Origin of the sequence: Streptomyces sp. NPDC091377 (assembly GCF_044757045.1) — a bacterium.
Lineage (GTDB): Bacteria > Actinomycetota > Actinomycetes > Streptomycetales > Streptomycetaceae > Streptomyces.
Genome location: NZ_JBIVUE010000004.1, coordinates 18,610 through 32,283 on the forward strand (window position 1 = coordinate 18,610; position 13,674 = coordinate 32,283).

The following is a 13,674-nucleotide window of genomic DNA, read 5'->3' on the forward strand; positions in this document are numbered from 1 at the left end:
TGTGCAGGTCTGGCTGGTCAGGTACGGCTGGGCAGGTACGGCTGGGCACGCAGGGCGCCTCGGTCGGTCAGCGGCGGCGGCCCCGTCGTACCTTCAGTTCCTCGAACCGGGGCGCGTCACCGTCGAGGACCCGCTGCCAGGCCCTGCGGTACAGGTCGGCGGCCGGTTCCGTCGGCACGATCACGCCGAGCGAGGCGTGTTCGTCGTGGACCACGTCGAACAGCGGCAGCTTCCAGCGCTCCAGCGGGACCCGGGGCGCCGGCTGTTCGGCCCAGCCGCCGGGCAGGAAGAGGGAGCGGCCGGCCCGGGTCCGGGTGGCCCCGACCACGAGATCGGTGGCGGCCAGTTCGGCACGGGCCGCCTTGAGCCGGGCCGGCTTCCACCCCGTCCACCGGGCGGTGGACCGGTCGGTCGGGTCGGGCATGGCGAGCAGCATCAGATACAGCGTCGCCGCGTCCTCGCCGAGGCCGTACTCCTTGGCCGCCTCGGTGACCAGGTCGGGCACGGAGCGGCCCGGGTCCTGCGGCCACCAGGTGCCGGCCGGGTCGCGGTCGCCCGCGCTCGGCTCCCCGGGGTCGGCGAGAAGGGCCGCGAAACGGGGGTCGCGCATCAGCCGCAGGGCGATCTCGGCCGGGTAGGGGCGATCGTCGACGCGGGTGGCGGGCAGGTGGGGATCCTGGCCGGCCTCGTCGAGGAGGTCGACGCGGATGCCCGGGGCGGGCTGGTTGTCTTGGGTGGCGAGGACGACGGCGCCGTAGCGCTCGAATCCCGGGCCGGTCTCGGTGGGCGCACCCGCCGCCTTCCGGAACGCGGGGAGGTTGATGTAGCGGCCGAGGTCCAGCATGAGGCCGGGGGCCGCCAGCCGGGCGCGCACGGCGGTGAACGCGGGCGGCAGCGCGGCGCGGACCGGGTCGCCCGCGGGCAGCCGGTGGGCGAGCCAGGCGGTGAGTCTCACCGCGCCGACCAGGGTCTCCGCGGTGAATCCGGCCGGGTCGGTGCCGACGGGCCGTACCCGGTCGCCGTTGACCTCCCACTCCAGATCCCGGCTGAGCTGCGGGGCACCGGCCGGGTCCAGCAGCGCGGGCAGGGCTTCTTGTACCGGCCACGCCCGATCCTTGAGGGCGCGGACGGCGTCGCCGAGCAACTCCTCGGGCAGGGCGGTACGTCGGCCGAGCCGGGCGTTCCAGACGGCGGCACCCGCGGCCACGTCCGGGCCCTCGGTCCACAGCCGGACCGGGTCGGCGGGCAGCAGGGCGCCCACGACCGCGGCGCGCACGGTGGCGTCGATGCCGCGCAGTTCGTCCTTGGCGACCGCCGCCGGAGCGGCCTTCACCCCGATGGCGTGACGGGCCGCGGTGGTCAGGAAGGTCCGCTTGTAGGCGTCGACCTCCGGCAGACCGGCGACGACGAGCCGGGCCATCGTCTCGGTGATGCCGGTCAGGCGGGCGAACTCCTCGGCGGCCTCCGGGAACCACGGCGCGGGGCCGTGCTCGGCGAGCCGGGCCAGGAACTCCCCGAGCCGGACCGGGTGTTCGCCCTGGTCGAGTGGGTCGCAGGACAGCATCTGGTAGGGCGCCGGCACGGCGAACCGGCCCGCGGGGTCGTGGAAGAGGCCGGCGAAGTCGCAGCCTTCGTCGTCCAGGGCCCCGTGCCCGGTTACCGCGATGAACGCACCGTCGGCCAGCGGCAGCAGGCCGTTCCAGGAGCCCTCCCGCCGGTCGCCCGAGGCGTTGCGCAGCCGGTGCGCGTCCAGGTGCAGGGTCACCGCGCGCCAGCGGCCGGACTCCGCGGACCCGCCCATCCCCAACCGGTCGAGGCCGGCCAGCAGTGCCCGCAGCGCCTCGCGGTGCTCGTCGGTGGTCGTGCCGGCGGCGGCCCGGTAGGCGACGGCCGACACCCGGGCGATCAGGGTGCCCAACTCCAGCTGCCCGGCGGGCAGTTCCGGTCCGTCGAGATGAAGCCGGCCGTCGGCCAGGTCCGATTCGGTGTCGGTGGCCTCGGTGGCGCGGTTCAGCAGGCGCAGGGCGCGGAAGACGGTGTCGGCCCGGTCGTCGTGGCCCCACCAGTAGCGGCTCGACGCACCCAGCCCGCTCATCGCGTCGACCAGCAGACTGTCCGCAGGACCGGCCGGCCCCTCGTCCGCCGCGCCGCCCTCCAGGGCCTGGGTCAGCCGGGTCGCCGCCGCGTCCAGGACGCCCTGCTGGGCCGCCGCGTAGCGCACGACTCCGGCGATGCCCTTGAGCAGGGCGGGGTGGGTGACGGACAGCAGGGTGCGGGCAGCGCGGGGCAGCGCCTCGGCGTCCTGGTCGGCCGCGGCCTCCAGCAGGGCGGCGGCGGTGTCGCGGTCGATGCGCCGCAGCCCCGCCGAGCCCTCCGGGTCGCGCGGGGTCAGGCACTCCCAGTACTGCACCGGCGGCAGCAGCAGGGTGCCCTCGCCGAAGGAGCCCGCCGTGCGGTCGGTCTTCGCCCAGGCGGTGACGACGCCGTCCGCGTCCACGAGGTCGAGCTGCCAGCTGTTGCGCACGACCGCGGTGGGCCGCTCGGCGCCGGGGAACATCACCAGCGTGTACGGGAGTCCGGCCTCGGCCGGGAGCGTGAGGCTGTGCCCGGCGAGATCCTGGACCCGGGTGGAACCGTCCGGGAGCGTCAGCCGGTACAGGCCGACGAGCCCGCGCACCGGCGCGGAGGCGGGGGCGGGGCCGGTCGTGGGGGAGGGGCGCAGCCTGCCGCCCGCGATGACGCTGCCGTCGGGGGCGTCCCGCAGCGCGTCGGCGAGGAAGGCCGGCCGGCTCATACGGCCACGGGCGCCGGTGACCGGGTCGTACTCGTACCAGCCGCGTGCCGTGTGGTTCCCGGGGTCCGTGTCCCACACCCAGTAGGAGGATCCGTCGAAGAGCAGCGGGCGCTCCTCGGGCACGGTGGTGTCGCCCGCGTGGACCACACCCCCGCCGGTGGCCCGGCCGCCGCCGGGCAGCGGCAGGGTGATCGGGAAGTCGCCCTTGTACCAGTCCATCTCGGTGCCGCGGGTGGCGTGCGGGCCCTCCAGTGTCTGGACGCGGTCGGCCCGGCTGTGCCAGTAGCCGCGCAGGCCGTCCTTGCTGTTCCAGTAGACGAGGAGTTCGCCGTCGACGTGGTGGAAGCCCGGGTCGCCGCGGCGGTCGCCCGACGGGATGCGCAGGTCGTGGGTGAGGAGGGTGCCCTCGGCGCCGATCACCCGTGCCTGGGCCGTGCCGGCGACCACGAGGTGGGGCCAGGCGTCGGCGACGATCAGATCCTCCACCTGGGTCTTCGGCACGAGGTCGGCCACCGCCTCCTCCCAGGCGGGCCAGCCGAGTTCGTCGAAGAGACCGGCTCGCAGGGTGCGTGCCAGCACGGGGGCGAGGTCGGTGGAGACGGCCTCGCGCACCTGGTCCTCGGCGAGCGCCAGCGCCTCGGGGGGCAGCCACTTCAGCCGGCCCAGCGCGTCGGGCAACTGGGGCAGACCGACCACGGTGAAACGCCTGACGACGTCCGCGACCCAGCGGGCCAGCAGCGGACGGCAGCCGGGCGACACGGCCAGCAGTCGGATGGCCAGCAGCGCGTCGTCGTGCTGGCCGAGCCGGTCGGCGCCCTTCAGGAAGGCGGGGTGGAAGCGGGCGTCGGCGCCCAGGGACAGCAGGTCACGGTGGCCCTCGCCCGGCGCCCAGTGCGTCAGCGGCAGGGCCTCGTCGCGCTCCGGGGCGGCCACCGGGACGTCCAGGGACAGCAGCAGGTCGATCAGGTCGATGTCGTGCGTGACCCGCAACGCGCCGCCGGACGCGCGGAGTTCGGCCCGCAGAGGGTCCGCGGCCCGCTCCACCAGCGGGTACAGCTCGGGCATCCGGGTCGAGCCACGCCAGGAGCGTGCCCGCTCGCGGAAGACCAGGAAGCGTCCCAGCCAGCCCGCCGTGCCGTCCCGGGGCCGCTCCTCCTCGGGCAGCGAGGCGTCCCACAGGCCCGCGGTGGCGCCGGAGTCCTCCAGCACCTTCAGCCACAGCGCGGGCATCTCGTCGTCGTAGCCCGCCGGGACCATGTCCAGCAGGGTGCCGCGCACCCGCCGGTCCCGGGCGGCCAGCGCCACCAGCGCGGCCCGGTGGCCCTTCCACCAGCCGGCCGCGGCACGCAGGGTGGCGGGCAGACCGAGCAGCTCGGAGAGGTACTCCTGCTCGGCGAGTTCGGCGTCCTGCCCCGCGGCGCGGGCCAGCTTGCGCAGGTCGCCCGCCATCTGCGCGGACGGCGGCAGACCGCCCGCGGTGCGGCGCAGACACAGCCGGGTGAAGCGCCGCAGCGCCTCCTCGGCCGGTACCCGGGCGGCCAGTTCCCTGCCGTAGGCGGACAGCACCTTCACCGGCAGCGCGCCTGAGAGGGCGAATTCGAGGAACACCGCGTCGAGGCGGTCCTCCTCGATGACCAGCCCGTGCTCCGCCTCGGCCTTGCGGGCCCGGCTGAACAACTGGGCCGCGTACGTGGCGTTCTCCTCGGCGAGGAAGACCCGGCCCGCCTGCTCGTAGAAGGTCGGCAGGAAGTGCGGGACGGAGGCCGCCAGCCGCGCGCCGAGTTCCACGTAGGCGTCCATGGCGGCCTTGGGCCGGGACTTCACCTGCCGGGCCGCCCGCTCCAGGTCCGGTACGACCCCGAGCGCGTGGTGCCCGTCCGCCGGGTGGTGCACCAGCACCCACTCCGGGAAGCCCAGCGACTGGCGCAGCCCCAGCCCCACCACGGCCGGTTCGCCGTCCTGCTCCAGACCGAGGAACCCGGCGGCGAGGTCCTCCGCCGCGCCCAGCTCGTCGGCGACCAGCCGTACCACCACACGGCCGTCGAGCCCCGGGTGGCGGTAGCCGCGCGCCGTCAGCGGTACCGCCCGCTCGCCCGCGTCCCGTGTGTCCGGCGGCAGGACCGCGCCCGCCGCCAGCATGTCCTCGTACGACACCTGTGTCCCCCCGCTCATGCGTTCTTGCCCTCCTCGATGTCACGCCCGGCGTACAGCGCCGCGGCCATCCGCATCCCTTCCGACCAGGCCACCGGGCCCACCTCGCGCAGCGGCAGGGCACGGCCTTCCTGGGTGTTCCAGGTGAGGCCGCCGGTCTCCACCGTGTCCTCCCAGTACGGCTCCCCGATCCATACGGACGCCTCGACGGTGCGTGCGCCGTCGCGCACCCGGGCCGTGGCGTAGCCGCCGGAGACGCGGTAACCCAGGGAACTGGCGCGGGCGGCTAGGGCGAAGCGGGAGCGGAAGGAGCCCCCGGCGAACTCGCGTATCTCGGTGGCCTCGGGAGCGAGGTCGCCGGGCCGCTGCCAGGTCGCCCGGTGGATCTGCTCGACGCGCTGGACGACGCCCAGCTCAGCGGCGAACTCCCGGATGTCGTCCAGGTCGGGCAGCAGGACCGGGTGCGGCAGGGTCACCGTGCGGGGGGAGAGGCGGACGGTCTCGCCGTCGAGGTTCACCAACCGCAGCTCGCCGTCCTCGGTGGTGCCCCGCAGGAGCCCGACCTCGTCGGCGTCGTCGCCGACCACGGCCAGGTCGCGCAGGGCGGACTGCCATGCCTCGTCCGGCCACACCTTGGCCAGCAGGGCGGTGGGCACGGGCAGGGACGACACCATCCAGGAGTCCACCTGAGCGACACATGCCGCGGCGTGCCGATCCAGCCACTCCGCGAACCGCCGCAGCCGGTCCACCTCCGGGTGGTCCTTGAGGGCGCGCGGCAGCGATTTCAACTGCCGTCCCGCCGCCCTTCCCGAGGTGGCACGTGCTGCCACCCGTCCTTCTATCAGGGTGACTTCATACCCGTCACCCGCCGACAGCCAGCCCACGATCCCCGCCTCACGCTTCCGGACAGCAAGAAGAATGCACAGTTCAGCCGGGAATTCCCGGCATCGGTGCGACAACAAGCGGAACGTTAGCGGCGATCACTGACAATCGACCGGTGAAGCGGTGGACGGACCGCGGCGAGCGGCCGACGAGAGCACGCCAGGAACACTCCGGCACACCCGACCACCCCTGGTCACCGGGGCCGTCGGGCGGCTGGGCCGTGGGGTCGGTTCCGGCCGTTCTTCGGTGTGCGTCGCCATCCTTGAACCGGCTGAGCAGGGGCCGGGGAGGGGTCCTGATCTCCTGGTGGGTGCCGGGTGATCACTGGCTGAAGAGCATGAGCGGATGCGGCCGGGAGCGGTGGACAGCTCGGAGATGTAGCGGTCGCCCTCGGAGTCGGGGCCTTCCCCGGCCGCGATGCGCTGCTGGAGAGCCGGGCCGAGGGTCATCAGGTAGGGGCGCTCGACCAGTTCCTCCGGATACAGCGCACAGGGGGTCGGTACGAGTTCTTCCCGGCCGACGACCTCCGGGGCCGGTTCCTCGGTCAGCCAGGGGCCGGTGCTGTCCGCGTGCCGCCACCGCAGTTCCCCATGGGGTTCGTGGCGGCTCTCACCGTGCCGTTCGAAGCCACACCAGAACACCTGGAGGTCCCCCTCCCCGCTGTCCGGCAGCCCGGGGACGAGGGTGTGTGCGCGTCGGCGTCGGGGTGGACGGCCGTGGTGCCGTCGGGGAGCGGTTTGCGCTCGTACTGGATCAGGGGCCGGTGTCCGTCGTGTTCCCAGGTGAGCGTGGTGCCGGTGGCGCTCGTGGTCTGCTCCGCGAGGCGGGTGCCGTCCCAGGTGAAGCGGACGGCGTCGATGGCGTGGCCGGCCTGGTCGAGGCCGTACTTCTCGGTGCGGCGGCCGAGCGGGTCGTACCGGATGTCGTAGGAGAACTCCAGGCGGCAGATCGTCGAAGTCCGTCTCGGTGGGCCTCCCGGATCGTGTCCGGTGGTCAGAAGGTGAAGGACGCTGTCACCGGGAGGTGGTCGCTGCCGGTGGTGGGGAGGGTGGTGGCGGAGGTGGGGCGCAGGCCGCGGGTCAGGATGTGGTCGATGCGGGTCAGGGGGAAGGCGGCGGGCCAGGTGAAGCCGAAGCCGGCGCCTGCCGCCCGGTGGGCGGAGGTCGTGTCGTGGAAGAGGGGGGACAGACCGCGGTCGGTCGTCGTGCCGTTGAAGTCGCCGAGGACGAGGGTGCGGGCCGAGGGGTCCTGGTCGATCGCGTCGGCCAGGAGGTCGGCCGCGGTGTCGCGGGCGGTCGTGGTGAAGCCGGAGCCCGGGGTGACGCGGACCGAGGCGAGGTGGGCGACGTAGACGGTGACGGGGCCCTTCGGGGTGGTGAGGGTGGCGCGCAGGGCGCGGGGCCACGGCATGATGTCCACCGGTTCCGCGGCCGTCATCCGGTAGGTGCTCCACAGCCCCACTCCGCCCTGGACGGTGTGGTGGCGGTAGCGGGCCGGGAGTGCGCGCCGGAACGCGTCACGTGTCGCGTCGGAGAGTTCCTGGACCGCGATGATCTGGGCGCCCGTCGCCGCGAGGGCGCGGGCGGTGGCCGCGGGGTCCGGGTTGTCCGCGCCCACGTTGTGGCTGACGACCGTCAGATCGCCGCCCGGCTCCGCCTTGTCGGTGAGCGTGGTTCCGAACAGGGTCAGCCACGCCAGGGTGGGGAGCAGCACGGCGAACAGGGCCGGCGCGGAGCGGCGGAGCAGGGCGTGTGCGAGCAGGGGGAGGATCGCCACCGCCGACCAGGGCAGGAACGTCTCCACGAGGCTGCCCAGGTTGCCGGGGGTGTTGGGGATCAGGGGGTGGGCCAGCAGGGCTGCCGCGTACAGCGCGCTCGCCACGGCCGGCCAGGGGACGGGGACGCGGCGTTTCGGTGTCATCGGTGGCGGTCGACCCGCTGTGCCGCGCCGACCAGGCGTTCCGTGGCGTCGTAGGCCGCCTGGAGGCCCTGGGCGGGGGGCGTGTCCGGGTTCTGGTGCAGGACGACGCCGAGGATCAGGTCGTCGTCGGTGTCCGTGGCCGCGGACCGGGTCGTCCTCGCCGCCCACATCAGGGCCCCGCCCGCCGGGGTGCTCGAACCGGTCTTCACGCCGATGATGCCGGACGTGCCCAGGAGCTTGTTGGTGTGGGTGAGAGTGCCCACGCCTCCTCCGACGGTGACTTCGGCGGTGGCCACGATCGACCGGAACGCCGGGTCGCGCATGACCTCGCGGGCCAGCCGCACCTGGTCCCCGGACGTGCTGGTGGTCGTGGGCTCGATGCCGCTCGCGCCGGTGTAGGTGGTGCGCTTCATCCCGAGATCCGCCGCGACGGCGTTCATCTTCCCGGTGAACGCGTCCTCGCTGCCCGCGTCCCAACGGGCCAGCAGCCGGGCGATGTTGTTGCCGCTGGACAGCAGGAGCATCTCCAGCAACTGCCGCTGGCTGTACTCGCGGCCCTCCTCGACGGGGACCGTCGACTCCACGGACGAGAACGACTCGTCCTCGGCCCGCTGGTCGACCGTGATCAGGGGGCCGGGGCTCCCCTGCTTCAAGGGGTGGCCCTTGAGGATCACATGCGCGGTCATCACCTTGGTGACGCTGGCTATCGGTACGGGGTGCTGCGCGCCGCTCGTCCCGGACCTGCCGCTCTTCGTGAACGTCACGCTCGCCTGGCCCTCCTTCGGCCAGGGCAGGGACAGGGAACCGGTTCTTCCGGCGGGCGGGTCTCCGGAGGGCGGGTCTTCGGCGGACGGGTCTCCGGAGGGCGGGTCTTCGGCGGACGGGTCCTTTGCGGACCGGTCTCCGGCCGATGGGTCTTCGGCCGATGGGGCTTCGGCGGGCGGGCCGCCCGTACCGCCGCCTGCCGGTCGCGCGGTAGGTGTCGTGAGCGTCCAGCCGCCGAGGGCGGTGAGGAGCAGGGCCGTGACCGCGCCCCAGACCACCAGCAGCCGTGCCGGGGGTCGGAACCCGGCGGGCGGGGCCGGGGCAGGGGTGGTGGTCGTTGAGGGGACGGGCATGGCTGCCTCCGAGGACTGACGTGCGGGAATGCACGTGTCACTCACCTTGCGGAGGGGGGATCTCCGTAGGGCGGAGACGGCTCGTCGGGTGCCGCTCGGTCGGGCGTCCGTCGGGCGGCACCGGTGTGTCCGTTGTGTATCAGGGGCCGGACGGGGAGGGTGAGGGCAGACCGGACGGGGGCGGTGAGGGCAGGCGGAGGGTGGCGATCGCGCCGCCGCCGTCCTCGTCCGCGTTGGTCAGGCGCAGCGTGGCTCCGATGACCTGGGCGTGCCCCAGGGCGATGGTCAGGCCCAGTCCGTGACCGTGCCCGCGCTCCGGGGCGCCGGTGCGGAACCGCTGGGGGCCGTCCACCAGGAGGTGTTCGGGGAAGCCGGGGCCGTGGTCGCGTACGACGACGGTCGTGCCGTCCACCCGGACCTCGACGGGCGTACGGCCGTGGCGGTGCGCGTTGAGCACCAGGTTGGCGATGATGCGGTCCAGGCGGCGCGGGTCGGTCGAGATCCGCTGGTTGTGGACGACGACGGTGCGGGTGGGCTGTCCGGTGCGGGCCACCGCCGCCTCCACGACGCTGCCGACCGGCACGGGACGGGCGTCGGCCGCCTCGGCGCCCGCGTCCAGCCGGGAGATCTCCAGCAGATCCTCCACCAGTCCGCGCAGCACGCGGACCCGGTCGCGTACGAGATCGGTGGCCTGGCCCTCGGGGAGGAGTTCGGTGGAGGTGACCAGGCCCATCACCGGGGTGCGCAGCTCATGGGCCACATCGGCGGTGAACCGCTGCTCGGCGAGGAGCCGCCCCTGGAGGGCGTGCGCCATCGTGTCGACCGCTCCCGCGATCTCGGTGATCTCGTCGCCGCGCCGTCCGCCGACGCCGGTACGGGCGTCCAGCTCGCCGTCCGCGATGCGCCGGGCGGTGCGCGCCACCCCGCGGAGACGGCGATTGAGCAGCTCGGCGGCGAGGAGGCAGAGGGGGACGATCACGGCGAGGGTCGCCGCCGACACCTTGACCATCGTGCGGTCCAGGGCGGCCAGGTTCATCTTCTCCGAGCCCATGTGGATGTTCACGGCGAACAGTTCGCCGTCCACGCGGTGGGCGGCCCACATCCACGGGTCGTCCTCGTCCCGGGTGTCGTACCAGACGACCGGTGCGTCCCTTTCCCTTTCCATCCGGCGGAGCAGTTCGGGCGGCAGCTCGCCGGCCATCGTCACGACGTCCGGCGGGGGTGGGCCGCCGTTTTTCTGGTACTCGTCCAGCGGATGGATGCCGGTGCGCTTGTATTTGTCCACCAAGGCAACCAGTGCATCAAAGGCGCGGGCCGTGCCCTCGCGCTGGTGCCGTTCGACGGTGGCGCTGTGGACGAGAAGGCCCACGGCCAGCGCCCCGGCGCAGGACGCCGCGACCACCAGCGTGGCGAATTTCCAGCGCAGGGATCTCCAGTTGCTCAGGCTGCGCCAGAAGGTGGCCGCCCGGCTCCGTGCGCTCATGTCCGTTTTCGTCCGTGCGCTCATGTCCGTTTTCATGCGGGGTGCGTCCATCGTGGTCAGCGCCGCAGCTTGTAGCCGAAGCCCCGGACGGTCTCGATCCGGTCCGTGCCGATCTTCCTGCGGAGTCGCTGCACACAGAGGTCCACGACCCGGCTGTCGCCGTCCCAGCCGTAGTCCCACACGTTGCGCAGGAGGTTCTGCCGGTCCAGGACGACGCCGGGGTGTGCCGCGAACTCCAGCAGCAGTCGCAGTTCGGTGGGGGCCAGGGCGATCCGTTCGCCGGCCCGGAAGACCTCCAGACCGCTGGTGTCCACCGTCAGGTCGCCGAAGACCAGCTGGTTCCGGCCGCCCGCCGCCCCCTCGGCCGGCGGTGGGGTCGGCCGGCCGGTCTCCGGCCCGTCGGTCTCCGGCCGGTCGGGGGTGAAGGTGGCGCGGCGCAGCAGGGCGCGGATACGGGCCACGAGTACGGGGGTGTCGACGGGTTTGACCACGTAGTCGTCGGCGCCCGCCTCCAGGCCCGACACGACGTCCAGCGCGTCGCCGCGGGCGGACATCATCAGGATGGGGGCCTGACTGGTCTCGCGTACCTTCCGGCACAGCCCGATACCGTCCAGCTCCGGCAGCATCACATCCAGCAACAGCAGGTCGGGGGCCTGCTCGCGGAACAGTTCCAGGCCGGTGAGGCCGTCGGCGGCGGACCGGACGCCGTAGCCGTAGCGGCCCAGCGCCAAGGAGACCGACGTACGGATCACCTCGTCGTCCTCCACGAGGAGGATCACCGGAGCGGGCTCGGCGCCGGGCGGGACGACCGGCCGGGCAGCGTCCTCCGGCTCCGCCGGGGGCACCCGTGCCCCTTCGGCCGCATACGCGCTCGTCATCTCTGCTCCCCATCTGCCTGGCCGGAATCCATCCGGCCGGAATCCGGCCATACGCCCTTCGCACGCTATGGTCACCCTCGGTGCCCTTGACGTCCAGGGCGTCCAGGGCGTCCAGGGTGTCCAGGGTGTCCGTCCACGTCCGCGTCACAGCACGCACCCAACAAGAGGGGCGGAGCGGGGTGCCCGTTCCGTGCGGCGGATGTCAGGGGGATGTGGGAGCCGGGGGCGGGGGCTCGCCGAAGCGGGTCAGGGTCAGGGCCGCCGCCAGCGCCAGGGCGAAGCCCAGTACCGCCAGCCAGGTCAGGCCCTCGCGGGTGCGGTCGCCCAGCCACACCACGCCCACCAGACCGGGGCCGATCGTCTCCCCGATCACCATGCCGGCGGTGGCCGTGGTGACGGAGCCGCGTTGCAGGGCCGAGGTGAGCAGCAGGAAGGCGGCGCCGCCACCGAGCAGCAGGGCGTAGGTGGCCGGGTCGGTGAACAGGGCCGACGGGGTCAGGCCGTCGATCAGCCGTACGGACACTTCCACCACGCCGAAGCCGAAGCCCGCGCCGAGGCCCAGCAGCAGCGCCCGGCTCCGGCCCCGGAGATGTCCGCCGACCGTTCCCAGCAGCAGGACTCCCACGGCCGCCGCCAGCATCGCGTACTTCAGCGCCGTCGAGCCCGGCCGGCCGCCCTGCGCGCCGGACGCCAGGCCCAGCAGCGCCAGACCGACGCAGAGCAGGGCCACCGCCGCCCACTCCGCGCCGCTCAGCCGCACCCTCAGCAGGCGCGCCGCGACCACCGCCGTCACCGCCAGACTCGACGCCAACGCCGCGCCGACCGCGTAGATCGGGATGGAGCGCAGCGCCGCGATCTGGAGGACGAACCCGAGGCCGTCCAGGGCCAGCCCCGCCAGGTACCGCCAGTCCCGCAGCGCCCGTAGGAGCAGGGCCGCGTCCCCGCCCGCGCCGGTGGTCGCGGCCCGGCGGGCGCCCATCGCCTGCAACACGGTCGCCGTACCGAAGCAGATCGCCGCACCGAGGGCGCAGATCATTCCAAAGGCCACGAAATGACTCTAGTCACCTCCGGGGAGCCGGGATCCCGGGGTGGTGCCGATCCGGCCGGCCGCTGTCAGTCGATCGGCTCGCCGGGCTGGTCATGGGTGGCGCAGTGGATGCCGCCGCCTCCGGAGGCGATGGTGTCGATCACGACCGGCACGATGTCGCGCCTCGGGAAGTGCTCCTGGAGGATGCCCCGGGCCCGGTCGTCCGCCTTCCGGTCGCCGAAGCGCGGCATGAACACGGAGTCGTTGGCGACGTAGAAGTTGGCGTACGTGCCGACGAATTCGTCGCCCTCACCCGTGATCCGGTCGACGTCGGGCTGCGGCAGGTCGATCACCTCGAAGCGTCGGCCACGGGCGTCGGTCGCCTCGTCCAGTACCGACCTGGCCTGGTCGGCGGCGCGTGACCAGGAGTCCGGCGGCGTACCGGGGAACGCCCGGTCCAGCAGGACCACGCCCGGGGCGGTGAACCGTACGAGACTGTCCACGTGGGCGTCCGTGATGTCCTGGCCGCGTACGCCCTTCAGCCAGACGACCTTGTCCGTTCCCAGGGTTCGCTTGAGGTCGGCCTCGATGGCGTCCCTGCTCCTGCCGGGGTTGCGGTTCCGGTTGACGATCGAACTCTCGGTGATCAGCAGGGTGCCTTCGCCGTCGGTCTCGAAGGAGCCGCCCTCGGAGACCAGCGGGGCCTGCCGGCGCGGGATGCCGTACTCGGACAGGAGGGTCCGGGCGACCCGGGCGTCGTGCGTGTGCTCCTGCTTGCGGCCCCAGCCGTTGAAGTGGAAGTCGACGCCTACGACCTCGCCGTCCTCCTCGACGAACACCGGGACCGTGTCGCGGGCCCACAGGTCGTCGACGGCGAGGGGGGCGACCTCCACCTGTGAGCCGCAGGCCCGTTGGGCGGCCTTCCGCTGGCCGGGGCCGGCGAGCATGACGACGTACTCGTAGTCCGCGACGGCACGGGCGACCCGGGCGATGTCCTGACGGACGGAGGGCAGGTCCTCGCCCCACACCGACTCCAGGGCCGGCCACGACATGAAGGTCCGCGCGTGGCTGTCCCACTCCGCCCCGAAGCGGCGCTTCGGCTGGGCTGCCGGGGGGTGCGGGCCGGTTCCTTCGGTGGTTGCGTCGGCGGTTCCCGGCGTCCCGGAGGTCGGTGAGCCGCTCGGACCACAGGCCGCCGTGCCGACGACCAGTGCGCCGAGACCGGTGAGGGCCTGGAGGGCGCTACGGCGGGAGGGGAGGAAGGGGGACACGGGGTGCTCCGGGAGGTGGGGAGGTGGGGGTGGGCGGGGGTGTGCCTGGGTGTGCCCGTGAGGGGTGCCGGACTCCGCACTCTGGCACTGACTGAAAATTCAGTCAAGCCGTGTCCGGGGAGGTCGGGGAGGGTCGTGGAGGGCCGGGGA

General features: G+C 73.6%; 8 protein-coding genes. All 8 read right to left on the reverse strand.

Going from position 1 to position 13,674, the window contains the following annotated elements; translation table 11 throughout:
• Nucleotides 1–67: 67 nt before the first annotated feature.
• Nucleotides 68–4,966, reverse strand: a complete 4,899-nt coding sequence (locus tag ACIQNG_RS10520; RefSeq protein ID WP_401483919.1) for a DNA-binding protein — start codon at nt 4,964–4,966, stop codon at nt 68–70.
• On the reverse strand, nt 4,963–5,829 hold the full coding sequence (locus ACIQNG_RS10525) for a DUF4132 domain-containing protein (RefSeq protein ID WP_401483921.1): 867 nt from the start codon (nt 5,827–5,829) through the stop codon (nt 4,963–4,965). The genes ACIQNG_RS10520 and ACIQNG_RS10525 overlap by 4 nt, the downstream gene beginning before the upstream one ends.
• Nucleotides 5,830–6,820: 991 nt before the next feature.
• Nucleotides 6,821–7,747: an endonuclease/exonuclease/phosphatase family protein gene (locus ACIQNG_RS10530; protein ID WP_401483923.1), complete on the reverse strand. Its 927-nt coding sequence runs from the start codon at nt 7,745–7,747 to the stop codon at nt 6,821–6,823.
• Complete coding sequence (locus tag ACIQNG_RS10535; protein WP_401483925.1) at nt 7,744–8,511, reverse strand: D-alanyl-D-alanine carboxypeptidase family protein; 768 nt, start codon at nt 8,509–8,511, stop codon at nt 7,744–7,746. The genes ACIQNG_RS10530 and ACIQNG_RS10535 overlap by 4 nt, the downstream gene beginning before the upstream one ends.
• A gap of 493 nt (nt 8,512–9,004) precedes the next feature.
• Nucleotides 9,005–10,348: an ATP-binding protein gene (locus ACIQNG_RS10540; protein ID WP_401483927.1), complete on the reverse strand. Its 1,344-nt coding sequence runs from the start codon at nt 10,346–10,348 to the stop codon at nt 9,005–9,007.
• A 56-nt stretch (nt 10,349–10,404) separates the two neighbouring features.
• Nucleotides 10,405–11,226 (reverse strand): two-component system response regulator CseB, encoded by an 822-nt coding sequence (gene cseB, locus ACIQNG_RS10545; protein WP_401483929.1) that lies wholly within the window; start codon nt 11,224–11,226, stop codon nt 10,405–10,407.
• A gap of 202 nt (nt 11,227–11,428) precedes the next feature.
• The gene (locus ACIQNG_RS10550) at nt 11,429–12,262 is read right to left on the reverse strand and encodes a DMT family transporter (RefSeq protein WP_401484437.1); all 834 of its coding nucleotides are present in this window, start codon (nt 12,260–12,262) and stop codon (nt 11,429–11,431) included.
• Nucleotides 12,263–12,339: 77 nt separating this feature from the next.
• Nucleotides 12,340–13,524, reverse strand: a complete 1,185-nt coding sequence (locus tag ACIQNG_RS10555; protein ID WP_401483931.1) for an agmatine/peptidylarginine deiminase — start codon at nt 13,522–13,524, stop codon at nt 12,340–12,342.
• Between the last annotated feature and the right edge of the window lie 150 nt (nt 13,525–13,674).

Bases quoted from the DNA above. Each gene is read 5' to 3' on its own strand.
- cseB (WP_401483929.1), bottom strand. From the start codon at position 11,226: ATGACGAGCGCGTATGCGGCCGAAGGGGCACGGGTGCCCCCGGCGGAG.
- ACIQNG_RS10530 (WP_401483923.1), bottom strand. From the start codon at position 7,747: ATGACACCGAAACGCCGCGTCCCCGTCCCCTGGCCGGCCGTGGCGAGC.
- ACIQNG_RS10550 (WP_401484437.1), bottom strand. From the start codon at position 12,262: ATGATCTGCGCCCTCGGTGCGGCGATCTGCTTCGGTACGGCGACCGTG.
- ACIQNG_RS10540 (WP_401483927.1), bottom strand. From the start codon at position 10,348: ATGAGCGCACGGAGCCGGGCGGCCACCTTCTGGCGCAGCCTGAGCAAC.
- ACIQNG_RS10520 (WP_401483919.1), bottom strand. From the start codon at position 4,966: ATGAGCGGGGGGACACAGGTGTCGTACGAGGACATGCTGGCGGCGGGC.